Below are 25,912 nucleotides of genomic sequence, written 5' to 3'. Positions count from 1 at the left end.
ATATGTAGGGCCTCGTTAACAGTGTTAACGAGGTTTTTTATATCTATGAATTAACAATAACTATAGCTATTTCCCCAGCACCAACTACTGCAACACGGTCATTATCTAGAATAGTTCCTAAGTTTACTGTATCGTTTATGTTATCAAATTTTTTAAAGAAGGTTTGATTACCATTAGCATCAATTATAGATAGACTTACAGAGGTGTTTTGGCTCACAAGTGTAGCTGTGGCCTTAATTTGTATATCATTTGTAATATCATATACCCCCTCTTTGTAAGTGTTTGATTCAGAAATTATTTTTGGTGTTTCAGTAAAATTCATAAAAGTTGATAAAATAATTGGTATTAATAAAGTTAGTTTCATAATATGCACCTCACTTTATATAGTTTCTTTAAGTTTTGATAGAAATATTCATGGATTAGTTTAGGAGTTTATTTTTCTTGAAAAAAGAACATATGTTTGCTATGCTTATAATAGCATATGTCATAGAAAGGAAAAGATACTAATGTTAACTATGAAGCAGAAAAAGGTCTTAGATATAATAAATGAGTATATAGAGAAAAATAAAATTTCACCTACAATTAGAGAGATTCAAGAGCTAGTTGGACTAAAGTCTACTTCTACTATCCACGAATATATTAAGAGACTAGAGAAAAAAGGGTATATATCCAGAATAGATGCATCACCAAGAAGTATTAAGGTTGAAAAGAGGGATTAGTAGATGAAAAATGTAATTTATTTTTCAGGAGAAGATGTAGAAGTAAATGGGATAGAAACTAAAATGTACTTACACTATAGGATAGACAAAGAAAATTTATATCACATAAATAAGGGGTTAGAGTTAAGCAAAGATGAAGCTATGGATTTAAGTATATATGATTATGGAAGGATGATATATAATCAATTAACAGGTACGATAACCATAGAATTAGATAAATATGAACAGAATTTTGATTACAAAGTAATTGAGACCTTATGGGCTAGAGATAAATTTTTTAGAGTTATTGCAGATATTGAATCTTAAAAGAATGGGAGCAAAATAAAAAGAGACTATTGAATTAGCAGACTAAAATTCTGTTATCCGATAGTCTTTTTTTAAAATACTATTTTCTAATGAATTAATTTAAGATTAAAATGTACAATAGCACTTTTTAATTATCTTCATCCAAATCCCCATCCGTATCTAAGGTTGGATTAAAATATTTATTAACTAAAACAGCTATAACAATTCCGATAGCAGTATCTATAATTCTATTTATTGCATAAAGATAGGTTACGCCACCTCTAATATTTATCATTATAGCTAGAAAAACAACACAACTAATAGATATAGAGGGCTGCTTTTTTAATATTACTCCCGTATATATTACAATTACTATTCCAAGGCTTATTAAAACAGATGTTGGAATAGGAATATAAGGTTCAATAAAAATGAAAATTATTCCGTGTAAACCACCAATCAAAGTTCCAATTAATCTATTTTTTCCTGCAAGCACAGAATTTTTAACAGAATCTCCTGTACAAATAACAGCAGCTATACAAGCATAAAAGGGAAGTTCTCTATTTAAAATCTCAAATAATAAAATACATGCTAATACAGAGAGAGCAGTTTTGAGATTTCTAAGTCCTATTTTAGGCAATTTATTTATCTTAAAGTTCATATTTACCTCCTAAAAAAGAAAATCATTAGTTACAAAGTTATAGTTAAATAATACTATAAATCCATATTAAAATACACCCTTGGGCTAAAGTGAAATCATAATGTTATAATATACTTAATGAATTTATTGGAAGTTAAAGAGGGTATATTGATGTTTAAAATAGGTGAGTTTTCAAAACTAACACAGGTTTCCATAAGAATGCTTAGATATTATGATGAAATAGGTATATTAAAACCAGCAGAAATAGATAGGGTTTCTTCTTATAGATTATACTCAATAGAACAGATACCTAAAGTTAATAAGATAATATTTCTAAGAGACTTAGGTTTTAGTATTGCTGAAATTACAACGGCTATTAATAAATGGGATGATAATTTTATAGCTAATGAGTTGCAACAGAAACAAAAAGAAATAATGGACATCATTGAGGTAGAGAGGGATAAACTGTCCAAAATTGAAATAGCCATGGAAGATATAAAAAAAGAAAAAATCCATATTAACTATAGTGTTTCAATTAAGAATATTCCTAGTTATAAGGTACTCTCCTTAAGGAAAGTTGTCCCAAACTATTATTCAGAAGGCGATATGTGGATTGAAATGTCTAACTTTGCAAAAGAAAACAATATATCAATATCTGAGAATACTTTTTCAATTTATCATGATACTGAATATAAAGAAAAAGAAGTAGATATTGAACTTTGTGCAGTTGTTGAAAAGTTTAGAGAAGATAAAGGTGGATTTGTATATAGACATACTGAAAAAGTTCCATTAATGGCTTCTACTATGGTATATGGAGATTTTAAAAACATTGGTAAAGCATACCTTTCTTTTGGGAATTGGCTTCAAGAACATAAAAAATATAAAATGACAGGAGAAAGTAGACAAATAGTCCATAGAGGTCCATGGAATGAGGAAAATCCTAAGGATTACTTAATAGAAATTCAAATCGCATTAGAAGAAAAAATATAAGTGTTTTTTATTGACTCTCACATAATGGTAGGTTATACACTGAACTTGTGATATAAATAAACATTATTTGGGAGGTATATATTATGAAATTATTTGAAGTGAATTCTATTGGGAAGGTTAAAGTAGGAGAAGAGGGGACATTTATAGAACTTGGCAAACAGTATGTTGAAGGGCTAAAAGCCTTAGAGGGATTTAGTCATATTGATGTTATATGGTGGTTTAGTGATTTTGATAATAAGGAAGCAAGATCCACTATTGAAACACAAAAACCTTATAAAAAATCACCAGACATTATGGGAGTATTCTCAACTAGATCCCCCCTTAGACCTAATCCGATTGCATTAACTGTAGTTAGTATTTTAAGCATTGACTATGAAAAAGGAATTATTAGAATTCCATATATTGATGCCTATGATGAAACTCCAGTTATAGACATAAAACCTTATACTCCAAGCCTTGATAGAGTAGAATCTCCAGAAGTACCTAAGTGGTGCTCGCACTGGCCAAAAAGTTTAGAAGAATCAGCATACTTTAACTGGGAAGAGGAGTTTAATTTTAAATAGCAATAAAATGTTAAGGGTTCAACCAAAAGGTTGAGCCTTTAATTATGTTTTGGTATGTAGAAATCGAGTGACAATATATGTAACAATATAGATTATTTAGGACAAATATGATAAAATTAGTAAAAAAAACTAATATAGAAATGAGGGGTATAATGGGGAATAAAAAGATTGAGATTTCTATATGTGATGATGAATCTATAATTCAAAATGCCGTTAAAAAGTTATGTGAAAAGTATTTGGATGAACATAATATGGATTATAGAATAGAGCTGTTTGATAATGGGACAAGGCTTATAAATTATGAAGGGGATGTAAATATATTATTTTTAGATGTTGAAATGCCTGGCATAAATGGGTTCCAGGTAGCAAAAGAGCTGAATAACAAACACAATAATATATTTATCATTTTTATAACGAGCCATTCAAACATGATTAAGGAAGCCTTTAAGGTTAAAGCTTTTAGATATCTTTATAAACCCTTAGATCATGAAGAATTTTTTGAGGCAATAGAAGAAGCCATAAAAGAATTTACTGAATCACAGAGCATTATCCTAAAACAGAGAGAAGAGAGTATTTTAATAGAGAAAAAAGATATTCTTTATATAGAATCATTGGGGGAAGGTTCAGCTATATATGTTAGAGACAATAGTTATGTAACTCCAAATTCTCTAAAAAAATGGAGAGAAGAATTAGGTGATAGACATTTCTTTCAATGTCATAAATCCTTTATAGTTAACTTTCAGAATGTAATAAAAATAGAGAATGGACATTTTCTATTAAAAAATAATAAGGAGACACCTGTATCTATTAGGAATAGAAAGGTAGCTAAAGATAGGTTTATTGAATATATTAGTCAAAATGCTAGATATGTTTAGGGAGATACAGCATGGGGAATTTTTATTGGATTATTTTATACATATTAGATTTTATAAAATTATATTTGATTATAGTTAAAATAATGGGTTATGAACATAAGAAAAATAATAAGATATTTATTGGGGGATTTCTAGGAACCATATTGGCAGTAACCTTTGCTAAATATTATGGGTTAGATACATGGATAACTTATATAGTTGGAACAATTGATATGATTACAATGACAGTATACTTAAAAAACTATAAGAATGTTTTTTTAGTAATTCTAATATTTCAAATAATATCTGTTATTGACCCATTGTTTGGAGGTATATATGCTTTATTAACAGGATATAGTGTAGAATTTATTTTAGATAATCGTATTCTTAATTCTTTAGTTAGTTTAATAAGTCTTGTTTTTTATTTAGTATTATATGGTGTAAAGAAGATGATTAAAATGGAAAGATTGGTTATTAGTAAAAGGTTCATAGGAGTCTTGTTGCTGGGTGTTATAGGAGTAGGCTTATATTTAGTACCAGTGCAAGCGTTAGGCTTAATGCATAAAAATGATACAATAAAAACATTCACTATAATAGGTATAAGTTTAAGTGGAATAGCTTTTATAACTATATGTGTATACTTAATAATATTAGATAAAAATAATAAATATTATCAAGAGTCTCTAATTATAAATGAGAAGTTGTTGGAGCAACAAAAAGATTATTACTCTATGTTAATTGAAAAAGATAAAGATACAAAGAGATTTAGACATGACATAACAAATCACTTTTATTGTATGAAGATATTGTTTGAGGACAAAAAGTATGATGAACTTTATTCTTATATGAATGATATTCAGGGCGCTATAGATAAGTTAAGTAATAGTACACAGACTGGTAATGATATAGTTAATATTGTAGTAGTCGATGTGTTAGGTAACAAAGTCAATAATGATATAAAGCTAAAGTGGAGAGGAAGGCTTCCCGATAAATTAAAAGTATCCAATATGGATTTATGTATTATTTTTTCTAATCTTCTTAAAAATTCAGTAGAAGCATTAAAAAAAATATCAGAGAATATAGAGAAAAAAATAGAAGTTGAGATAAAACAATTAGAAAATAACATTATAATTAAAGTAAAAAATCCTATTAGTGGAAAAGTTAATATAATTGATAACAAATTAAAAACTTCTAAATTAGATAAAAACAATCATGGGTTTGGTAGTTTAAATATTAAAGAAGCAGTAAATAAATATGGGGGGAATATTAAGTATAACATTTCGAAGGAAAACTTTTTAGTTGAAATTATATTTAGTGATATAATAAATTAACGTTTATCGTATTTTATTCGACGATTAACAGAAGAAATAAAAAAGCAATCTATGTGTATGGTATAAATTACACATAGATTGCTTTTTTATTATAAGGTAGGTGGAGAGAATGAGTACTATGAGCACAATGGGAATGAGTTGGATTTGGCATTTAATCAAAGGTTTAGGGTTATAAAATATCTTGAATGTATCGTCAAATTTATTAAATAACATTTTAGAATAGAAATTTAATATAGGTTATTAAGTAAGAGAGTAATACTAAACTAGAATATAAACAGTGTATGAATATTGATGTAAGTTAGTGTTTGATATTAAATTAATTCATAATAAGATACAGATAAGTCAAAACAGAAATATGAAAACCATATATTTTCAGATGAAATATAATTTGAGTAAAAATATATAAATTTATATAAATATTTAAATCAGCAAATTTAACCTAGTATAAAAGTATTCACATAATATTTGGGTCGCTAATGAACCCAAAAGGAGGTCTAAATGGAACAAAATATTTTATTGTCGTTAATAATTTCTCCTTTTAATGCTTTTGAAAAGATTATGAAATCAAATAAATATAAATTGATTTTTATACTGATAGTTAGTATATATTTTATAGAAGCTGTGTTTATATCTAAAGATTCACTTTTAAAAGCTGATTTAGGTAAAATAAATGCTAGTTTAGAATCAGAAGAAGTAGTAATTGTTTTTTCAATAATTTCAGCAACAATAGGTATTTTTACTTTTTTAGGAAACATACTTGTATCATCTATAATATATAATGTTGCTGGAAAGCTACTTGATTTTCAAATAGGTCTTAAAAAATTTTTTCTAGTAAGTATTATTTCGCAGATTAGTATATTATTTGGTAGAGCTTTGGATTTGTGCATCAAGAATTATAGTGGCATACCAATAACAAGTCTTGGACAAGTTGTATCGAAAATAGGTTTTAATTCAGATATCACACAACTATTAGCCAATATAGATGTTTTTTATATTTGGAATTTAAGTCTAATTACGATAGGTGTATCAGTGTTTTCAAAAAAAAGCATAAAAGATTCTTTAATGCTTGTAATTATAACTAATATTATAATTTTTTTAATAAGCCTATTAATTACAATAATATAAGGTATATAAAATCTTTTAGATTTTAATATAAATATCTTTGAAAGGAGGTAAAAAATCATGGTATCATTAATTTTAGGACAAATCACTGCCCTTACTGCTATGACGACTGCAGAAGCTACAATTGTTGTTAAAGCTATAGATGCGGGGATGGGTGTTGTTGCTGCATTAGGTATAGTTCTTGGTGGCGGAGTATCTGGTCTTCTTGTTGGAGCAATAAGAAAGGCTATAATGAAAGGCGTTGCGACAAAAGCACTAATAGCTCTATAAAATAATTAAGTAAGGAATTAGAGAAAAATAAGTATTGTTATTTTTCTCTAATTCCGGTATTTTTGTATTTCATAGCTATTTAGGGAGGAAATTAATTGAGAAAATTTTCTAAATTATTTATATGTAGCGGTATACTATATTTTATTGGAGTTTCATTAGGTATACTAATGGGGCTAAGTGTGAAACAAACAAGCACTGATATAGTTAATCAACCCAATATATTACCTAGTATATACTTTGCTATAGAGTTGATGAAGCATAATGGAATGGTAGCCATAATTGTTATGTTGGGAATATTCACATTTGCTGTCCCCACAGTAATACTTTTAGTTTCAAACGGATTCTCATTAGGTTATATTATAGCTAGAAATTATGTTAGAGGCGTATCAGTAGTGCAAATATGTTTAAGAATTTTACCTCATGGTACTACTGAGATAATTGCATTTATAGTTGCAGGAGTCATAGGGTTACAAGGGGTTACTTTTTATTTTAGCAAATTTAAGAAAATAAAATTTAATTTAAAGCTAGTTGCTGTAGTAAGTTTTTTAGTAGTTATATCAGCATTAATTGAAGGAATAGTAACGCCAATTTTAATAAATAGCTAAAATAAGGAGAATATTATGATAGTGAAGTGGATAAAATGGAAATTTTATATAAGACAAAAAGAAAGGTATAAGAACTCTCACTTTTCTTTTTTTAAAAAGAACTATAGTTTTTTTATGTTGGCGAGCATATTATTAAAAATAGTATCATTTTTCGGTATATATTCTATAGTTACCCTTTTGATGCCAGAGGCAATTAGAATTGTTAAGGTTAATATTTTATTGAACTTTTTATATATTATAATTATAGCGACTTCTATTTGGGAAGGAGTACTTTCATCTAACTATTATTTTTACTCTATAGACAGTAAATGGTTAGGTAGTAATGTGTTAAAAAATGAGACTATTATAAAAGTGATAGTTTATTTAGAAAATACAATATTCAAAATGGGAGATACAGTTATTTTAATATTTTCTATAATATTTCCAATATATTATTCAATATATCAGAGTTTTTTGATATCATTTTCTGTTTGTTTGTTGATTGTTCTAATATATTTATTTATTGCTATAGAAGTTGCATTTTTACATAATGGGTATGTATTATCTAAAGAAAAGTATATGAATTTAAATCTGCAACTATTAATATCGATTATATCTAAATTATTATTTGTTGTTATTACATTTATAATAGGATCTAAGCTATATAAATATATAAATTATATTTTCCTTATGATAAATCAAAATAACATAAATTATTATAACCTAATAAAAAGAGACATTTTACGGACCTATTCACATAATATTATGTCAATAATTGATAGTCAGTGGATAAACCATAAAAATATTTTTATATTACTAAGTGTATTGGCTATAAAAATTTTTATAATAATTGTTATTAGTAAGAAGCAATACAAAAGCAAGGTATCATCTACAGGAAACTATTTCACAGTTGCAGAGAAGATTTGTATGTATGCAAGCAGAAGAGGTATATTAAAAGATAAGATACTTATTGCATATATAAAAATATTTTTCAGAAATATTTTTACACAAAGAAATATTTCATGTATATTTGGCAATTTAAGTTATTGGATTACTGTTAGTTTTGTAAGTTCATTAATCATTAATACTGACAATGAAGTTATGTATTATTGCTTGATTGTATTATATTTATTTATTCCCATATATAATTTAGGATTCAATATGTTTGAAAAGTTAAGTCCAACAATTTCCTTAGAAAGTGATGGTAAAAAAATTTATATCCAATTATTGGCTGGGCAGAGTTTATGGAGAGTACTAAATAGAAAGATTAAATTGTTTTTGTGTATAATGATACCAATTATTTTTATAGGCGATTTGCTTATGTATATTTTAACTAAGATAAGTATCGTAGCATTGTTTTTAATATTTATGGGGCATGTTATGGTGATAATACTATCTTCACATCTATATTATCTACCTAGTGTGATTGCGCCACATTTTAATTTCACCAATATACAGGAACTAAATAGATATAAAGATAAGGAATTAATAAGTAACAATATTAATGCGTTTGTTAAACTATTCTTAAACACTTTAATTTTGGCGCCGTTAATATTATTTGTTACCAATAATATTGGTACAAATCAGTTCTTTATTATACAAGGGGCTACAATAATTTTGGTATGTATAATAGGTACTTTTGCGTTACGTGTTATTTTAAGGAAATTCCTCAAGAACAGTAAAATGCTAAATTCCCTATTTTAGATTGATTAAATAATTGCAAAAGGAGATTGTTTTAGTGCTTGATATTTTAGAAGTAAAAAATGTTACAAAAAAAATTGACGATAAAGTCATATTAGATAATATTTCTTTTAGCCTTCCTAAGGGCAAAATAATGGGATTTGTAGGACCTAATGGTGCTGGCAAAACCTCTACATTAAAAGTAATTTCAGGCTTGTCAAATTATGATAGTGGAGAAATAACTTTTTATAACAAAAAAATTGATGAAGCTAAAAAAGGTGAAATTATTTTTGTACAAGATGATCCTTTAATATATGAAGAGCTGACTGGCTATGAATATTTACATTTTATTATTGATTTATTCGATTTAAAAATAGAGAAAAAGGAACTAAATAAGCTAATAATAGATTTAATGTTTGAAGATTCTGTAGATAAAGAAATTAGAACATATTCATTAGGTATGAAGAAAAAAATAGCTCTGTTAGGAGTTCTGATAATAAATCCAAGACTTCTACTATTAGATGAATACCTTTCAGGAATAGATCCTATTAATTTATATGTAATAAAAAATACATTAAGAAACTTCACTGAAAGTGGAAACTCTATTTTTATATCCACCCATCAATTAGAGTTAGCAGAGAAATTTTGTGATATAATTATTAGCATAGAAGATGGAAAAATACTCGATAAATATATTGATATGGAAAGTATTTTGAAGGAAAATGGTTCATTAGAAGATTATTTTGTATCAAGTTTTAAAGGAGTGAGTAAATGAAAAGTGATATTGTAAAAAATATAGCTATCCTCGTTGGATTTGTGGGGTTGATAATTTGTAGCATTATAGTAAAAGCGTATATAGCGACATTAGTACTAATCATTTCTGGAGTAGTTTATTTTAGTATAAGCTCAAAATATTTATAAAAAATGAGTACTAAAATACAGGTGATTTATATCAAAAAATAGATATCAAACAACAAACTTCAATCTAAAAGATTCTTGAGCACAGATGTGGTATTTTAAATGACGTTATCTATTAGAGATTCCCTATCTAGAACTTTCGAACGTGTTTTAATCTAACAATAAATTTAAAAAAGATAAAAAGGGTTTAGTAAAGAAATGCTGAGCCTTAAAGTTTTATCATACCTTAATATCAAATGTATTTTTATTTTTCGCGGTTAAACTATCTGAGTAGAAGGATATGAAAGAGCCAGTTTTTCTAAATTTCGTCCTAAAGGGCTCAGTTAGGATGGCTGGGCACAGACATGCTACCTAAAAAGTGAATTATTCTCATGATAATTGAGAGATATTAATTGGATCTTTTAGTATATATATTTAGAGATTAAGGTTAATAACCACAGAGTTGCCATAAAGCAACTCTTATTTTTATACGATTAAGTAAGTTGCTGTATGATAAGAGGCCTCCTAGATTTATGGTATATATAATTTTTATAATAGTGGCACTACTTACAGCATTTATAGTATGGTCTACCAAGTCGGTAAAGACCTATGTAGTAAAAGGGCAGGGACTTATAACTACTAATGACAAGTTCAACATAATGAGTAAAGTATCTGGAGAAATAAAGGAAGTATATATAGAAGAAGGAAAAGAAGTTAAAGAGGGAGATATACTTCTAGTAATGAATGCTCCAGATGCAAAATATCAGATAGAGCAGGCACAAGGACAGATAGATTTATTAAATAAAAGAATAGAACTTCTTAAAAGGGCTGAAAAAGATTCTACTAATCTATCTAACAGTTTTAATAAAAACAATTCTGAGGAATTAGAATTTTTTAATAGATTACAAAATAATTATGCTAAGAGAAAAGACTATGATATTAATGAAGAAGATTTAAAGAAACAACAGTATACTGAGGATCAAATAAAACAATATAAAGATCAAGCTAAAACAAAACTTAATCAGCTTTATTATGAAACTATATTAAGCTTTACCACAGAAAAACAACAGTTGGAATTAGAAAAAAGTAAGTTAGAAACACAGAAAGCTGCTATAGATAATTCCACTAATGAGTATAAGTTACTTTCGCCTATAACAGGAAAAGTACATTTAAATACCCCACTTAATAAGGGAATGGTTCTTCAAGGAGGAAATCTTTTAGGAACTATAGCAAATGAAGAAAGTGAAAAAATAGTAGAAACCTTAATACCAGGAACAGACAGACCTAGAGTAAAGGTAGGAGATGAAGTATCCATGGCAGTAGGAGGACTAAATCAAGCAGAATACGGAACCGTAAAAGGTGAAGTAATAAGTATAGATGAAGATGCTACCATAGATAATGAAAAAGGAAACATATACTTTAAACTCAAGGTTAAACCAGAAAAAACCTACCTAGAAGATAAAAAAGGACAAGAAGTTAAGCTAACCTTAGGAATGGTAACAGAAACAAGGGTCAAATATGAAAAAATAACATATATGAAATACTTTATTGAACAGATAGGAATTAAATTAAGTTAGCAATTAGAAGTTGATGTAGTTGACTACAGTTAGCTCGAGATGGCTGGAAAAATTATAGAAACTTTTAATATAAATAATAATAAATTTGTGATAAAATGGGAGGAATAGAAAATGAACGCATTTGTTTTAAGAAGAGAATATGAATTACAATTACCAAACAACTTTGTGGATGTTGACATAGAGGAAATGGAGTATGTTGATGGAGGATCAACTGCTATGTCAACAGGAAGTGCAAAAAATTTGAAAGTTCTAGCTGGAACTTTGATGGCTAGTTGGTTTTCACTAGCAGGTGGATATACTTATGCGGCAGCTGTATCAGTAGCTAGTGCTCTTGGGATTGGAGCTGGAGTAATAGCAGGAATTGGCGCTTCATATTGTGCATTTGCAGGAAATGAATATCGTCAGGCATATAATTATTTTTCTTCAAAAAATCAAATTGTTACTAAAAGATATCAAATGACAACCACCTTCTTCTTGGGAGTTGTAACAGGCGTATCTTATGGAGTAGCATAGAATTAATTCGAAACTAATGGGATTAAATTATATTATAAAAACAGTCACTCTATTATAAAATAAATTTTATAATAGAGAGTGACTGTTTTAATAAATATAGAACAGGGTTATTTTAGTGTATTGAAAGGAGGAAATGTAATAATGAAAAAAATAATGTGGTTAGGGTTTCTCTTAGAAGCAATCGCCTTAGTAACAATTATATTATGTTTAATATTTCAAAAGCCAATACTAGAAGGAGGTTATATAGTATTTGTATTAGGGATGTTAACATGTATAATATCATCATTCTTTGTTAGAAGAGAAAATATAAAAGAAAACTATGATAAGCAAAACTTAAGTTTTAATAAGAAGAATTTATTTACCTGTGCAATATTATTAATACCTCTAATTATTCTTCTTATAATTACTAGAATTACTCATTAGATGTTAGTGATTTAGATATAAGATTAATAACTTAGAAATCTAGAATGAAAATGCTGGTCTACGTAGACTAGCTCGTGAATCGTAGGAGACTAATTATGTTGATTGAGTGAGAGATATCGATAATTTGTAATAAAATAGCGAATTAATTTGGCAGAAATATCCTCTCGAAGGTACTTGCTTAGGATATGTGTGTTTAGATATGCTATATTCAGAGTTTTTACAAAGCCTACACTTTATTGTTTCAGCAAGTGAATAGCAGCGACTAACATAGACAAATTCCCCATAGTAATTGAAAGATATCTATGGTTCTTTTATTATAAATACTTAAAACTTAAGATTAGTAATCACAGGGGTTGCCACAAAGCAACTCTTATTTTTACACGATTAAGAATGATTTTAATACGTTTACCACATAAGAAACATAAATGATAATTGATATGATATCATAAAGGAAATCAACTAAGGTTTTTATAGACAAAAATGAGCGCATTTGTTTTAAACAGAAATTAAGCACTACTGCCCTGTAGAGACTTCTTTTCAAGTCTCATAAGAATCCTTTTAACTGCTGACATGTAGAGACTTCTTCCCAAGTCTCATTAAATTCCTTCATTACAATTACTAAGTAGCTTTGTAGATATGGACAGAGATGAGATGGAGTATGTTGATGGGGGTTGGTCAATGAATCAGGTAGTGAAGAACATTACTGGACTAATCGCTGTATTTAGTATAGGATATGCTGGATCAGCATTGCAAAAATTTGCAGCAGCCAATAGAGGACTATCATTCTCACAATTTTCATATAGTGTAGCTGGGACTGTGTCTTCAGTTATATCTAGTGGGTTTACTGTTTTAATGTGGGCTCTTGATCCTGGGTCTGCTATATGTGAAATGATGTGCCAAAGAGCTGGTTATCCAAAAGATAATTATTGGGTACCTATTAACTAGAAATAAGAATATGTTAAAACTTTAAAATTTTAAATTTAAGTTCGACTTAATTATGATGAAATAAAACTACTATTGCAATTGGTATAAGTGTAGAAATTTATTAGAATATGATTTTTATATTTTAAAGGTTGACCTGTCAAGTGCATATAATGGTGTTGAACCTAAAATTATATAGAAAGTACTTTTGGGTGTACGTAACATGTTTGGTGAAGTTAGTAAATTTCCGATAGGAGGGGTAATTTGAGTTATTTGCAACCATTTATAGTAGCTATGGCAACTTTTTTATTTATGGATATAATATTTAGAAGGATGGATATAACAAGTAAATTATCTAATAAATTAATAAAAGAAAAGAACTTTAAAATTACAATTATAATAAGTATGGTTTTATTTGCAGTAGTTATGGAATTTGGTATAGATTTATCAAATCAAATATTTAGTGGAAGAAACTATATTAGTTTAATTTTTAGAGGTTTAGATATTTTTATAATCAAAGAGCTTTTTGCGATTTTATCTGAAAAAAGATTTAGACGATTTTAGGTTAGAGTATAATTTTAGTAGGCAGAGATGATGAAAAATACTATATAAATAAGAGGCTGTAAAGTTTTTTGTGTATTCTATTACTCTTCTTGAAAATAATTTCAGATTTTAGATTATCGACAAAGCTATATTTTTATCGAAAGATGGATATTTATAAGGTTTAAATTATTTATCCTATATGTATATTATTTCCAACTCTAAATAGCTTTGTAGATATGGACAGAGAGGATAGCAAGTAAGTAGCAAGCGCCTTACTATGTTGCCCGGGCACAGACATGCTTTCTTAAAGAAAGTAAATTATTCCGATAATAATTGAGAGATATTAATTGAATCTTTTAGTATATATATTTAGAGCTTAAGCTTAATAACCACAGGGGTTGCCACAAAGCAACTCTTATTTTTATACGATTAAACATATATTATCTACGTTTATTGCAGAAGTAACATAAGTGACAAAGTACATGATAAAATAATTTCAGAGAGTATTGGTTTAGAAAATAGGATTTAGATTAATAATTATTTTGATAGGAATGAATGAGAAGATGATTTATGTATCTTCTATAAGCAAATTGGCACTAAATTTTATAATACTAATTTTAGGAGTAGGTATTGTAATTATAAATCTAAAGATGCTGGTTGGTAAAAGTGAAGCATGAAGATAAATAAAAAATATATTTAATTATTGGAATTATATTAGGATTAATAGTTAAAAAAATTACTGGGAACTTCTTAATTGCATTAGGAGTCCTATTTTTAGTGATTGCTATATACTGATTTATAAACTATATAATTACAAGTAACCAAAAACGTAAAAAATAGTGAGAGTGAAAAGTAGAGATAGGCATAATTATGTACATAATAAGGGGTATTAAAGTATATGATAAGTAGTTTTTTAGATAATAATTATACTTTTTCATTAATGATTCCAATCTGGTACATTATGATATTTGTTTTAGTTTTTACTAAAGCTTATTATGATAAAAGTATAGCAAAGTTAGTTAGCATAATTGTAAGTATAATAATATTAGCAATAGTATGTTCATTATATATGTTTAATTTTAGTGAAACATATATAATGAACTGGATTTTTAAACCTATAGTCCCATTTATATTAATGTTATATTTACCTATGGAGAGAAAATTAATAGAAAGTTTGGATAAGAAAGATAAGTTTAGATTTTCTATAAGTATAATAATTGGTTTAGCGATAATGCTTATACCAGGTTCAAGGTGGTATACATTATTAATAAGTAATATTGAGCATAGAGAGGTTATAATATCAGAAGCATTAGTATATTTTTGTGGTGTAATAACGATATTTTTAAATAAATATGCTATTAATAAAATTTCAAAGATTAAGAAATGGGATATTAGGTTAAATAATCGGTAAACTTTTAAGTGAAAAACTTAAGTTGTTATAGTGAGGGACTATTTGTTATTGGGCAAGACTGGAGGTTAAGTAGTGGGTTGGATATTATTGATATTGTTGATCATATGCTTTATTGCGATATTTGGGCTTACATTTAAAAGTAACAAAAAATTAGATTTATATGAAGATAGCGATAAAATGATTGTAGAAACTAAAAAATTTCTACATATATTTATGATATTATCAGGGATTGGTACTATAATTGTTTTTATAATGATTGCATTGAGTTTTTTTACTAGCATCAATATGGAATAATTCAAATAACATTTATTTCTGGCATAGATTCTATAATATTTTCGCTTAAGTGATGTAAAGGAGATTATCATGAAGAGTAAGAGTTTAAATAAATTAGACCTGCTAATAATGTTAGTATTCATTTTTATACTAAGTTTTACATTATATATACGTCACCCTAATTTTGTAGAGTACTATTGGGTATTGTATATAGTTGCTGCTGTGTTAGCTGTATATATAGCCATTAGATTATATAATATGAAAAAGTAGTTAAGAGTTGCCACAAAGCAACTCTTATTTTTATACGATTAAACATATATTATCTATGTTTATTGCAGAAATAACATAAGTGACAAAGTACATGGTAAAATAATTTCAGAGAGTATTGGTTTAGAAAATAGGATTTGACTTTTAAAGGAGTATCAATATGGAGAAGTTGAGCAGAGTATTGGATATTTTTATTATTGTAATTAGTAGTATTGTAAATATACTATGCATGATTGCCATAACTAAAAATCCAGTATATGGACTAGCAAGTATTATAATACTATATTCTATATTTTATAAAGCAAAAATATTTAAAAATGAAATTTAAGATGGAGACATTTGCAATGGCACTTGTAATTCCATTATTAATACTAAGTGTTTTGATTGCAAAATATAGAGGGTAATGGTAGCTTTAATAATTCTTAAAATATATTTAGAATTATTTTTATAGAAGTTACAGTAATTCCAATATAAAAATTATTCTTATCACTCACCTTTATTAAGTATCATTAGATTTCCCAATTGATTTTCAGGAATATATAGATATCTATATAACTATATATAGTGTTTATGGGGCTTCAGGGATTTTATCAGTAAAAGTAATCGAAGTTTTACGATAATTATTTCTGTTTTTCTTTTTTAACGATTAATCGTAAATTTAATACGTTCACTACATAAGTAACTGAAAATACAAAGAACATGATAAAATATATTAAAGTTTGAAATAAGTCATGAGGTTGAGAAAAGATGGACACAGAGTATTTATAATTTTAAGAAAGAGAATTTTAAAGACGCGTATTCAATTTTATTAGTTGCAGGAATGGTAATAGGAATAATTTTCTTTATATTTTGGGTATTAGATATAAAAATATCTTTAAACATGATGGAAAAATATGAAGCATATTGGAATTCAATTACCATAGTTATTATGATAGTGAAATTAATTTTTGCATGGATAAGTTGAGTATTAGCTCAGTAAGTAGAAACGGAGAAAATATGAATAAGAAGATAAAGATATTAGCTATATTGAATATAATCAGTTACGTAGTAATGGGATTATTAACTTACATAACGATTACTGATTTGGGTAGGTACTTAGGTAATGAATTTAAATTTGTTTTAGGAAACATGCCTTTAGTATTAATTGTATGTACATCATTTATACTTGTAACAGACACATTTAAAGAGCTTAAAATTATTAAGATGGAAGCTATAGTGGATTGGGTTGTAAGAATAGCAGCCTTTGGAATTACCTTGATAAATACGGACAAGTACTATATAAAATTTCTAATATTAGTATCACTAGTAATTAACATTGTTATTGAATACAAAATGAATAAGAAATTAATAAACACTCATCAAGAGTTTGTTAAAGATGAACTTGTTTTGAGCGATGAAGAGAAGAAAAACTTTAGGAATTTTGCTTTAGCAATAAACTCAGGAATGTTTTCTATATTTGTCTTTGTAGGTGGAGCTTTGTTTTTACCTATTACTAAAAACATGGAAGGGACAACAAAGTTGAGTTTTGTACCTGTTGTTGTTTCGTTATTAGTATTTAGATGGTTTATAAAAACCGCTCATAAAAATTACGGGGCTTATTTTCTAGATAAAGAAAAAGGTAAAAGCATCTTTAAAAGAGATATTATATTTGTATCTATAGGATATCTAATATGTTTGATTCTCTCCTTTGTTCCTATGACTCAAGAGTTATATTCTCTAGTAACCTTTATTGGTATACTGTTTATGCTTCCTTATATAGAAACTATGCGAAGGAAATCTTTAAGATTAAGGGTTATAAGGGGTAGTTTAGATAGAGAAGTCTTTAATAGTTTACTATTGGGTGATGAAGAAGATTGATAATAAAGAATAGGTAATTAACAGAATAGTTGAGGGGCACATAGTGCCCCTTTTAATAATTAACTATTTAAGTCGTTTATTTCTTCTTTTGAAAGACCAGTAACAGAAACTATTTGATCTAATGGTAATCCGATGGTTAAGAGATTTTTAGCTGTTTCCAATTTAGCTTCCCTAATTCCTTCAATTTTGCCTTCTTTAAGTCCTTCTTTTCTAGCTTCTTCTCGAGCGCCTTCAAGCATTGATCTTTCATCAAGTATTTTTTTCATTCTAAGTTCTGCTAATCTAACCGTTTCTGGGTCATTACTTAAAGAGTCCAATACTTTAATAGCTTTGGATATTACAGGATCTTCTGTTAAGGTATTATCTTTTGGATTAGTTAAAAAAGTCAGCCATTTATGTAGATTAGTATCAATATTATTCTTATGATCTGCGGTATAATCTTTTTTATCACTCATTTTATAACTTCCCTTCATTAATATTATACCCAATTCTGTCTAATATTGCACTTATATAATTAAGGATAATGGATTTAGTATATTACAAAAGGGTTCAGCAAAAAATGCTGAGCCCTAATATTTTGTCAAATTTTGATATCGAAGGTTTTTTTGTTTTTCTCTGTTAAACTAGCTGAGTAGAATGATACAAATGATCCATTTTTACTCAAGAAAATATTCTCTTGTAAAATAACTGAAACTAATTCATATACTTCTTCATTAGTTAAATCACTTCTAACATCAGCAATAGTTATATTTGCCTTATCTCCACTTTCTGTTACGAAAGTTAAACTTAACGAGTAGTCCATGTTTTCACCACCTTTATAACAAATTTATTCATACTAATCCTCCTTGGATAATATAGAAAGCTCATCTAGCATATAGTCTTTGGTATCTGGAGCTAGTACCTTAGAAAGAGCTTCTGCAACTGCAAATATAGATTCATCTTTTGCATCGAGCTTAACATTGGATAAGGTCTTTTTTCTAAAGGTAGGTTTTCCATTTCCATCTGTACCAGATTGAATCTCTATTATTAAAGATTTTGTTTTAAGCTTTTTGTTAATGGACATTTCTGTATTCTCCTTTCAAAATAATTTGTTACATATATAACATATGAAAATAACAAAGAAACTGTGTGCAAAATACATATAATTTAAAATAAAGTGATGAAATATGTTAGATAAAGGCAGATTGTGGGAATAAGTAGATTAAGTTTAGAAGTTAAGAGGGATTGATGGAGCTTGGGAAGAATGAAATGAATCTAATGGAGCTGAGGGACGCTCCTACAGTATAAAAGTGTACAGATTAAAAGTAAGAAGGAATTTGATGGAGCTGAGGTACGCTCCTACAGTGCAGAAGTGATAAGGAATTGATGGAGCATTCCTGCGGAATCTCCTACAGTGCAGAAGTGCATACTTAATTATCTAAGTAAATAATTATCTAAGTAGATAATTAGATAATTGAATAATTAGATAAACAGGTAATTAGATAATTAAGTAATTAAGTAATTAGATACGCATATAATTAGGTAATTAGATAAACAGATAATTAGGTAATTATCTATGCACATAAGGGATTGGGGAGTAATAAAATAATTAGTAGATATTTAGGGGGTTACTATGAAGAGAAATATGGTTAGTAAGGAAAAAAACAATGAATATGAGGAAGTAATAAAGGATGAAAAGAAGGAATATCCTAAGGCTGGATTATTTACTGAAGGAGAAGTAACTGACGAGGTTATAGTAAAAAAGTTTGATATCGAGAATCTTTTGAATGATAAAAATATAGAAATTTCTAATGACGAGAAGGTTAGGACTACAGAAGAGGAGAAAATTCCTAACAATAGTTTGGAAAAGAAAAAGAGAGAAGCTTTTACGATTCAAAAGACGTTTACTATGAGAGAATCAACTGCAAAAATGTTAGTGAAGCTTAAGCTTGAACATCCTAATATAAATGTTAGGGTAAATGTTATTTTAGATAGGGCGGTTAGATATTATTATAAAAATGTTACGGAAAATGAACTATCCCAAGTGGGAGAAATATAATGATATTGATGATTTAAAAGGGGGTATATATAAATTGATTGATAATAATGAAGAGAAAGTTAGAAAAACCTATATAATAAAGGCATCAACTGTAAAGATGCTAAACGAACTAAAAGTAAATCACCCAAATGTTAATGTAAGAATTAGTAAATTAGTAGATGAGGCTATAAGACATTATTATGAACACATGAAGGAGAAAGAGGAGTGTTTAGAATAAGTTGTTTAAGCGGGTTTATATATTTAGAAGCTATGCACTATATATTTTTATTAGTGCATAGCTTTATTTATAAGGAAATTTAATTTTTTTATAGAATTAAAATATTAGAGATAAAAAATATGCATAGTTAATGACAGTTATTGAGGGATTAGAACGAACTATAGATAGGAGCTTCAATTTTGAAATTATTATGGAGGAGATATGGTAAATGAGATAAATGAAAAGGAAATTATAGAGGGAATTTTAAAAGGGGATAAAGAGAGACTAGATGAACTTATAAGCTTATATGGAAAGTTAGTTTATTATATTGCTAATAGTATACTTACTGAGTCACATGAGAAAAGATATATAGATGAGTGTTATGATGATGTTTTTATATCTCTATGGTTTAACATGGATTGTTTTGATAATGAGAGAGGTAGCCTAAAATCTTGGATTGTTTCTATAACTAAATATAAAGCAATAGATATTAAGAGAAAGATATCAAACCATAATAAGACTTTTGAATATAAAGATGAAATCACTCATATTGAAAATGATTTGTCTTTAGAGAATATAGAAAATAATGAATTAATAGAGCATCTTTTAAACACTTTAGATGATAAGGATAGAGAAATATTCTTGAAACGATATTTAAAAGGATTTTCTATAGACGAAATAGCTCAAGAATTAGGATATTCTAAAGACTATATTTATACACGGATATCTAGAGCCAGAAAGAAAATGAAAAAGATAGCAGGTGATATAAATGGATAGTAGGGAGATTTTAAAGGCACTAAATTCAATTGATTATAGTGAAGAGGAGTTAAAAGATTTAGAACATGAGGCAATGAAGGAGAAAAATAGAGTTTCTGTAGAATTGTATAAAATAAAAAATGATGTAATTTTAAGAAAGGTTACATTACTAGAGTTAGAGAAGAAGGTAAAAGCACAGCTTTCTAGTGATGAAGAAATAAAATATAAAATTATAGTATTACAAGGTTATTTAGAAAAGGATGTTCATATTAGATATGCAGGTGGCTTAGGGACTCCAGCTATAGTATATTTAGGGGTATTTGTTACCGATAAGAGAGTGTTTATATATAATTTAAGTAATTTTTATAAACTAATGGAGGGTGAATATATTAAGGATATAGGAAGTTTAAAAGGGTTCCTTGATGCTTGGGAGGAGTATGGCACTATAGGTTTAAAATTCAATGATGGCAGTGAATTTATGTTAAGGCCTGTAGGGGAATATAATACTAAGCTATTTTTAGAAATAATAAGGTATTTAAAGGAAGAGAGCAATTCGAATTTTCAGGATTTTAAGAGAGCTAAAATGGGCATAGTTGGATGGGTGTTATTTATTATTTTATTTATATTAATGTTTTCAGTTGCTTTTGGTGCTATAAAGGAAGCACTAAATAAAATTCCTTGATAATATAGGTATAGAGATATTAGACATTAAGGAAAATGGTGAGTTAGACCTTAAAATAGAAGAGCATTTTAAAGGATAGATTAGATAATATTTTTAAAAAGCAGAGTACGATAAGTTTTGGGCGTGCTCTGTTTTTTTCTTTTAAATATTTCTAACAATTATAGTGAGCGTTTAATATATTTAAACACTTAATATATTTGTTAAACACTAAGCAAATATACTGGAGAAAAAAGCCAATATAGCCATTATTAGTGTTTTGGCATGGGTATTGCGAGAGTTAAATATATAAAATAAAACAATATATTCATTTTGTAGGATATTTTAAAAATCATACTTGAAAGGGGTAATTTTATGAAATTTTTTAACAATCTAAAAATGGCACCTAAAATAGTAGCATTATTTATCACTGTGGCTATGTTCATAATTATTGTAGGATTTATAGGAATCAATAGTATGAGAGGGATAAATGATAATGCTTTAGCTATGTATAATAAAAATCTTAAATCCGTTGAAATGATTGAAGATTTAAGAGAAAAGATAGCTGATTTAAGAGCTAATACTATAATATTAGTATATCAAGATGATAAAGTAGAAACTGATGTGGAACTGGAAAATAAAATTATTAAGTTAATAGATGAAAGTAATGAAATTTTAGGTGAATATGAAAAAAGTTTTTTAGATAATCAAGATGAAAGAGATTTTTTTAGTAATCTCCAAAAAGATACTAGTACATATTATGATGGTCTAAAGACAGTTATAAAATATAATAAAGAAGAAAATAAGGAAGCTACAACTAAATCAATGGGAGAGTTAGCGGCTATAAGAGAGAGAACATATAGTAATCTAGATGAACTTGTAAACCACAACGTTGAAGAGGCTAAAGAAGCTAATGATAAAAATATGGATCAATTTACATATGCTACGAATATGAGTATAGGTGTAACTGTAATTGGTTTTATAGCAGCTATAATAATCGGTATAAGTATATCCTTATCTATTGCAAAGAGATTAACCAAGGTGGTTAATTTTGCTAAGGCTTTGGAAAATGGAGATTTAACCAATGAGATAATTGTAAGTTCACGAGATGAAATAGGAGAAATGGGTGAATCTTTAAATAAAGCAAAGGATAGTACTAAGTTACTAATTTCTGAAATAATGAATGGCTCTGAGGAAATTAGTTCTGGAAGTGAGGAATTGTCTGCTGTTAATGAAGTGACAGAAGCGATAGTAGATGCAGCCAAAGCTTCTCAAAGACAAGCTGAAATATCTCAAAATTTAAATGAACTATCACAAAAATTTACTATTTAGGTAAAAATGAATTTAAGTTTTGAAGTATTAAAAACAGAGGCTGATAAAGGTAGTTATTTAATTTATGAATATATTGATGATTTTATAAGTTTAATTATGAAAAATGAAGACGAAGTCTGTTTTTTAGAAACAGATGATAGGGATATTAATATCATAAGCAGTAGAGACACAATACATATAATATTTAATAGTATTAATGAAGGTTACAATATAAATAGCGATGAAATATTCTATAGACTAAATAAAATTTTAGATAAATATAAAAATAGGTTTCAAAAGCAAGTAATTACTTTTTGTGGTGAAGATGCATTAAATCATATTGAAGATATCATTAAGATAATAAATAGATTTAATCCTAAAGGTAGTAATATTGAATTTAATATTATGGGTAATGGTGTTTTACTAACAGATAGTGTAGTAGATGCTGTTATAACTACAAATGTTGAGGTTTATGTTGCTTTGGATGAAGAGGATTGTTATTATGAGCAAGTTAAAGATAATTTATTGAGATATAAAAAGAGATATTTAAGTAATAATAACATTAAAATAATGACCTCTTATGATTTTCATACTGATTTAGTGAAGATGAGTGATTTTTATGAAGAGAGTGGTTTATATGTAGCAATATTAAAAGAGAGATTTTTATATAATGAAACTAAGTCAGAAAAAATTTCCCAGGAGCTTATAGATAAATATTTAGAGGAGCATAAAATATTAGGAGGTAAATATAATAGAAATAATTTAAATGGGAGTTATTGCTCAAGCTTTTTAAAATTATTTTTTGGATAATAGATTTATTGAAAAGATTTTGAAAGAAAATGATTAAATCTAGTAAACTATTAATAAATATTGACAGAAAATTGATTTTAGAATAATATTATAATTAAATGCGAGGAAAAGAAGAGTAATAATATGGAAGGTTTATAGAGAACTGGGGTAGGTGAAAGCCAGTAGCTGAAAGTATTATGAAGATGGTCTTGGAGCGGGTTTTCTGAGCCTTAGGGTTAGGAGGATACGGTGGCAACCGTTATATTGCAAAGTATATTAAGTACTTAATGAGGTGCTATTTGGTAACAATGGCATAAAATAGAGTGGTAACACGTATAATACGTCTCTATATAGGGGATACCCTATGTAGAGGCTTTTTTTATTTATAAATTTTTATGTTTTTAATTTTTTAGGAGGAAGATTTTTATGTGCGAGAAAAAACCATATTATATCACTACACCAATATATTATCCATCTGCTAATTTACATATAGGTAATACTTATACAACAGTAGCAGCAGATGCATTAGCAAGATTTAAGAGATTAACTGATTATGATGTTATGTTCTTAACTGGTACAGATGAACATGGACAAAAGATTCAGCTTAAGGCAGAGGAGAAGGGTGTAACTCCAAAGGAATTTGTAGATGAAATAGTGGCTGGAATAAAGGATCTTTGGGAGCTTATGAATATCAGTTATGATAAATTTATAAGAACTACTGATGATTATCACATAAAGGCTGTACAGGATATATTTAAAAAACTTTACGATCAAGGAGACATATATAAGGATTCTTATGAAGGTTGGTATTGTACACCTTGTGAGTCTTTCTGGACTGAAACTCAATTAGTTAATGGAAATTGTCCAGACTGCGGAAGACCAGTTGAAAAGGCTAAGGAAGAAGCATATTTCTTTAAAATGAGTAAATATGCAGATAGATTAATAAAACACATAGAGGATAATCCACATTTCATTCAACCTGAATCAAGAAAAAATGAAATGTTAAATAATTTCTTAAAACCAGGGCTTCAAGATTTATGTGTATCAAGAACAAGCTTTAACTGGGGAATTCCAGTTACTTTTGACGAAAAACATGTAGTTTATGTTTGGATTGATGCTTTATCTAACTATATTACAGCTTTAGGTTATGGAAGTGAAGATAATACAGAGCTTTACAAAAAGTACTGGCCAGCAGATGTTCATTTAATAGGTAAGGATATATTAAGATTCCACACTATTTATTGGCCAATTATGCTTATGGCTTTAGATGTTCCATTACCTAAACAGGTATTTGGTCATGGATGGCTTTTAGTTGATGGCGGTAAGATGTCTAAATCTAAAGGAAATGTAGTAGATCCAGTAGTTTTAGTTAACGAATTTGGGGTTGATGCTGTAAGATACTACTTATTAAGAGAGATTCCTTTTGGCGCTGATGGATTATTTAATAATGAAATATTTATAAAGAAGATAAATTCAGACCTTTGTAATGATTTAGGTAATCTTTTATCTAGAACTGTAGCTATGATTGAAAAATATTTTGGAGGAATGATTCCAGCACCTCTTGATAAAGAAGATGTTGATGATGAGCTTATTAAATTAGCGTTAGAAACTCCTATAAAAGTTGAGAGAGCTATAGATAATCTTAAGATTCCAGAAGCTTTAGAAGAAGTTTGGGAACTTGTAGGTAGAGCTAATAAATATATAGATGAAACAACTCCATGGATATTAGCTAAAGATGAAAGCAAAAAGGATAGATTAGGTACTGTATTATATAACTTATCTGAAAGTTTAAGATTTATAGCTGTACTTATATCACCATTTTTACCTGATACAGCTAACAAGATAAATGAGCAGATTAATACAGAAGTAACTACTTGGAACTCTTTATCAGCCTTTGATGGAACAGCTGCTGGAGCTAAGGTAGTTAAGGGAAATAACTTATTCCCAAGAATAGATGTTGAAGCTAAGCTTAAAGAGCTTGAAGCTTTAAAACCACAACCAGTTGTAGAAGAAGTTAAAGAAACTATGAAACCTATTAAAGAGGAAATAACTATAGAAGACTTTGAAAAAGTAGATTTAAGAGTAGTTAAGGTATTAAGTGCGGAAGCTATAAAAGGGGCTAAGAAGTTATTAAAACTTAAAGTAGATTTAAATGGTGAGGAAAGACAGGTAGTGTCAGGAATAGCTAAGTATTATAAACCAGAAGATTTAGTTGGAAAGTATGTAGTACTTGTTGCTAATTTAAAACCTGTTAAATTAAGAGGAGAATTATCACAAGGTATGCTTTTAGCTGCTTCAAGTGATGATGATGCTCAATTATTTTTAGTAAATCCAGGTGAACTGCCAACTGGAAGTGAAGTTAGATAACCTTTAAAAATTAAAGGGGAAGGTTGTTGCAAATTAATTTGTGATGACCTTCTTTTTACATGAGGGTTAAAAGTTAAGAG

At 27.8% G+C, this 25,912-nt stretch carries 34 protein-coding genes and 1 other annotated feature; of the genes, 29 read left to right on the top strand and 5 right to left on the bottom strand.

Annotated features, from left to right (window positions below):
- Positions 1-43 precede the first annotated feature (43 nt).
- A complete protein-coding gene (locus tag L1S49_RS07135; protein WP_238903284.1) occupies positions 44-364 on the bottom strand; it encodes a hypothetical protein in 321 nt (106 codons plus the stop codon).
- Between the two features lie 142 nt (positions 365-506).
- Between L1S49_RS07135 and L1S49_RS07130 the strand changes: the two genes are divergently transcribed.
- Positions 507-719 carry a winged helix-turn-helix transcriptional regulator gene (locus tag L1S49_RS07130; RefSeq protein ID WP_238903283.1) on the top strand — a complete coding sequence of 71 codons (213 nt, stop codon included), beginning with the start codon at positions 507-509 and terminating at the stop codon, positions 717-719.
- Positions 720-722: 3 nt separating this feature from the next.
- Positions 723-1,025 (top strand): hypothetical protein, encoded by a 303-nt coding sequence (locus L1S49_RS07125; RefSeq protein ID WP_073020378.1) that lies wholly within the window; start codon positions 723-725, stop codon positions 1,023-1,025.
- 127 nt (positions 1,026-1,152) lie between these two features.
- Here L1S49_RS07125 and L1S49_RS07120 read toward each other — a convergent pair whose 3' ends face one another.
- Entirely contained in the window at positions 1,153-1,662 is a 510-nt protein-coding gene (locus L1S49_RS07120; protein WP_073020380.1) for an aromatic acid exporter family protein, read from the bottom strand.
- A 150-nt stretch (positions 1,663-1,812) separates the two neighbouring features.
- Between L1S49_RS07120 and L1S49_RS07115 the strand changes: the two genes are divergently transcribed.
- The 20 genes from L1S49_RS07115 (at position 1,813) to L1S49_RS07020 (ending at position 17,717) form a co-directional block, all read left to right on the top strand.
- Positions 1,813-2,631 carry an effector binding domain-containing protein gene (locus L1S49_RS07115; RefSeq protein WP_238903327.1) on the top strand — a complete coding sequence of 273 codons (819 nt, stop codon included), beginning with the start codon at positions 1,813-1,815 and terminating at the stop codon, positions 2,629-2,631.
- Positions 2,632-2,714: 83 nt separating this feature from the next.
- On the top strand, positions 2,715-3,194 hold the full coding sequence (gene tsaA / locus L1S49_RS07110) for a tRNA (N6-threonylcarbamoyladenosine(37)-N6)-methyltransferase TrmO (RefSeq protein WP_238903282.1): 480 nt from the start codon (positions 2,715-2,717) through the stop codon (positions 3,192-3,194).
- Between the two features lie 152 nt (positions 3,195-3,346).
- Positions 3,347-4,069: a LytTR family DNA-binding domain-containing protein gene (locus L1S49_RS07105; RefSeq protein ID WP_238903281.1), complete on the top strand. Its 723-nt coding sequence runs from the start codon at positions 3,347-3,349 to the stop codon at positions 4,067-4,069.
- A gap of 11 nt (positions 4,070-4,080) precedes the next feature.
- Positions 4,081-5,379: a GHKL domain-containing protein gene (locus L1S49_RS07100; RefSeq protein WP_238903280.1), complete on the top strand. Its 1,299-nt coding sequence runs from the start codon at positions 4,081-4,083 to the stop codon at positions 5,377-5,379.
- A 498-nt stretch (positions 5,380-5,877) separates the two neighbouring features.
- On the top strand, positions 5,878-6,504 hold the full coding sequence (locus L1S49_RS07095; RefSeq protein WP_238903279.1) for a YIP1 family protein: 627 nt from the start codon (positions 5,878-5,880) through the stop codon (positions 6,502-6,504).
- A 57-nt stretch (positions 6,505-6,561) separates the two neighbouring features.
- Positions 6,562-6,771: a hypothetical protein gene (locus tag L1S49_RS07090; protein ID WP_238903278.1), complete on the top strand. Its 210-nt coding sequence runs from the start codon at positions 6,562-6,564 to the stop codon at positions 6,769-6,771.
- A gap of 95 nt (positions 6,772-6,866) precedes the next feature.
- Positions 6,867-7,376 carry a stage II sporulation protein M gene (locus L1S49_RS07085; RefSeq protein ID WP_238903277.1) on the top strand — a complete coding sequence of 170 codons (510 nt, stop codon included), beginning with the start codon at positions 6,867-6,869 and terminating at the stop codon, positions 7,374-7,376.
- Between the two features lie 15 nt (positions 7,377-7,391).
- Positions 7,392-9,059 (top strand): hypothetical protein, encoded by a 1,668-nt coding sequence (locus L1S49_RS07080; protein ID WP_238903276.1) that lies wholly within the window; start codon positions 7,392-7,394, stop codon positions 9,057-9,059.
- Positions 9,060-9,093: 34 nt separating this feature from the next.
- Positions 9,094-9,810 (top strand): ABC transporter ATP-binding protein, encoded by a 717-nt coding sequence (locus L1S49_RS07075; RefSeq protein ID WP_238903275.1) that lies wholly within the window; start codon positions 9,094-9,096, stop codon positions 9,808-9,810.
- Positions 9,807-9,956, top strand: a complete 150-nt coding sequence (locus L1S49_RS07070) for a hypothetical protein (protein WP_238903274.1) — start codon at positions 9,807-9,809, stop codon at positions 9,954-9,956. Before L1S49_RS07075 ends, L1S49_RS07070 begins: the two co-directional genes overlap by 4 nt.
- 509 nt (positions 9,957-10,465) lie before the next feature.
- Entirely contained in the window at positions 10,466-11,509 is a 1,044-nt protein-coding gene (locus L1S49_RS07065; protein WP_238903273.1) for an HlyD family efflux transporter periplasmic adaptor subunit, read from the top strand.
- A gap of 111 nt (positions 11,510-11,620) precedes the next feature.
- Positions 11,621-12,022, top strand: a complete 402-nt coding sequence (locus tag L1S49_RS07060; RefSeq protein WP_238903272.1) for a hypothetical protein — start codon at positions 11,621-11,623, stop codon at positions 12,020-12,022.
- Between the two features lie 141 nt (positions 12,023-12,163).
- Entirely contained in the window at positions 12,164-12,445 is a 282-nt protein-coding gene (locus tag L1S49_RS07055; RefSeq protein WP_238903271.1) for a hypothetical protein, read from the top strand.
- A 678-nt stretch (positions 12,446-13,123) separates the two neighbouring features.
- Positions 13,124-13,390 (top strand): hypothetical protein, encoded by a 267-nt coding sequence (locus L1S49_RS07050; RefSeq protein WP_238903270.1) that lies wholly within the window; start codon positions 13,124-13,126, stop codon positions 13,388-13,390.
- A gap of 240 nt (positions 13,391-13,630) precedes the next feature.
- Positions 13,631-13,930, top strand: a complete 300-nt coding sequence (locus tag L1S49_RS07045) for a hypothetical protein (protein WP_238903269.1) — start codon at positions 13,631-13,633, stop codon at positions 13,928-13,930.
- Between the two features lie 877 nt (positions 13,931-14,807).
- Positions 14,808-15,320 carry a hypothetical protein gene (locus L1S49_RS07040; RefSeq protein WP_238903268.1) on the top strand — a complete coding sequence of 171 codons (513 nt, stop codon included), beginning with the start codon at positions 14,808-14,810 and terminating at the stop codon, positions 15,318-15,320.
- Positions 15,321-15,392: 72 nt separating this feature from the next.
- A complete protein-coding gene (locus tag L1S49_RS07035; RefSeq protein ID WP_238903267.1) occupies positions 15,393-15,614 on the top strand; it encodes a hypothetical protein in 222 nt (73 codons plus the stop codon).
- 69 nt (positions 15,615-15,683) lie between these two features.
- A complete protein-coding gene (locus tag L1S49_RS07030) occupies positions 15,684-15,863 on the top strand; it encodes a hypothetical protein (RefSeq protein WP_238903266.1) in 180 nt (59 codons plus the stop codon).
- Between the two features lie 157 nt (positions 15,864-16,020).
- The gene (locus L1S49_RS07025; protein WP_238903265.1) at positions 16,021-16,188 is read left to right on the top strand and encodes a hypothetical protein; all 168 of its coding nucleotides are present in this window, start codon (positions 16,021-16,023) and stop codon (positions 16,186-16,188) included.
- Between the two features lie 623 nt (positions 16,189-16,811).
- A complete protein-coding gene (locus L1S49_RS07020; RefSeq protein ID WP_238903264.1) occupies positions 16,812-17,717 on the top strand; it encodes a hypothetical protein in 906 nt (301 codons plus the stop codon).
- Between the two features lie 59 nt (positions 17,718-17,776).
- Here the strand turns inward: L1S49_RS07020 and L1S49_RS07015 are convergent, their stop codons facing one another.
- From L1S49_RS07015 to L1S49_RS07005, 3 genes are all read right to left on the bottom strand, one after another.
- Positions 17,777-18,172, bottom strand: coding sequence for an Rpn family recombination-promoting nuclease/putative transposase (locus L1S49_RS07015; protein ID WP_238903263.1), 396 nt, complete (start codon positions 18,170-18,172; stop codon positions 17,777-17,779).
- A gap of 125 nt (positions 18,173-18,297) precedes the next feature.
- A complete protein-coding gene (locus tag L1S49_RS07010; RefSeq protein WP_238903262.1) occupies positions 18,298-18,519 on the bottom strand; it encodes a DUF2922 domain-containing protein in 222 nt (73 codons plus the stop codon).
- 33 nt (positions 18,520-18,552) lie between these two features.
- Entirely contained in the window at positions 18,553-18,780 is a 228-nt protein-coding gene (locus L1S49_RS07005) for a DUF1659 domain-containing protein (RefSeq protein ID WP_238903261.1), read from the bottom strand.
- Between the two features lie 549 nt (positions 18,781-19,329).
- Between L1S49_RS07005 and L1S49_RS07000 the strand changes: the two genes are divergently transcribed.
- The 7 genes from L1S49_RS07000 to metG all read left to right on the top strand — a co-directional run bounded on the left by L1S49_RS07000 (position 19,330) and on the right by metG (position 25,832).
- The gene (locus L1S49_RS07000; RefSeq protein ID WP_238903260.1) at positions 19,330-19,755 is read left to right on the top strand and encodes a hypothetical protein; all 426 of its coding nucleotides are present in this window, start codon (positions 19,330-19,332) and stop codon (positions 19,753-19,755) included.
- Between the two features lie 34 nt (positions 19,756-19,789).
- Positions 19,790-19,972, top strand: a complete 183-nt coding sequence (locus L1S49_RS06995) for a hypothetical protein (RefSeq protein ID WP_238903259.1) — start codon at positions 19,790-19,792, stop codon at positions 19,970-19,972.
- A 201-nt stretch (positions 19,973-20,173) separates the two neighbouring features.
- Positions 20,174-20,728: a sigma-70 family RNA polymerase sigma factor gene (locus tag L1S49_RS06990; protein WP_238903258.1), complete on the top strand. Its 555-nt coding sequence runs from the start codon at positions 20,174-20,176 to the stop codon at positions 20,726-20,728.
- Positions 20,721-21,389, top strand: a complete 669-nt coding sequence (locus L1S49_RS06985) for a hypothetical protein (protein WP_238903257.1) — start codon at positions 20,721-20,723, stop codon at positions 21,387-21,389. Before L1S49_RS06990 ends, L1S49_RS06985 begins: the two co-directional genes overlap by 8 nt.
- Before the next feature lie 351 nt (positions 21,390-21,740).
- Positions 21,741-22,697: an MCP four helix bundle domain-containing protein gene (locus L1S49_RS06980; protein WP_238903256.1), complete on the top strand. Its 957-nt coding sequence runs from the start codon at positions 21,741-21,743 to the stop codon at positions 22,695-22,697.
- Between the two features lie 6 nt (positions 22,698-22,703).
- Positions 22,704-23,486 carry a hypothetical protein gene (locus tag L1S49_RS06975; protein ID WP_238903255.1) on the top strand — a complete coding sequence of 261 codons (783 nt, stop codon included), beginning with the start codon at positions 22,704-22,706 and terminating at the stop codon, positions 23,484-23,486.
- Positions 23,487-23,580: 94 nt separating this feature from the next.
- Positions 23,581-23,816 (top strand) — a binding site (T-box leader).
- A gap of 75 nt (positions 23,817-23,891) precedes the next feature.
- Positions 23,892-25,832 carry a methionine--tRNA ligase gene (metG, locus tag L1S49_RS06970; protein WP_238903254.1) on the top strand — a complete coding sequence of 647 codons (1,941 nt, stop codon included), beginning with the start codon at positions 23,892-23,894 and terminating at the stop codon, positions 25,830-25,832.
- Positions 25,833-25,912: the final 80 nt, after the last annotated feature.

The sequence above is a fragment of the Clostridium sp. YIM B02506 genome, assembly GCF_022324845.1.
Classification (GTDB): domain Bacteria; phylum Bacillota; class Clostridia; order Clostridiales; family Clostridiaceae; genus Clostridium_T; species Clostridium_T intestinale.
Note: the sequence above shows the minus strand (reverse complement) of the source record. Positions and strands in the feature narration are given on the sequence as shown.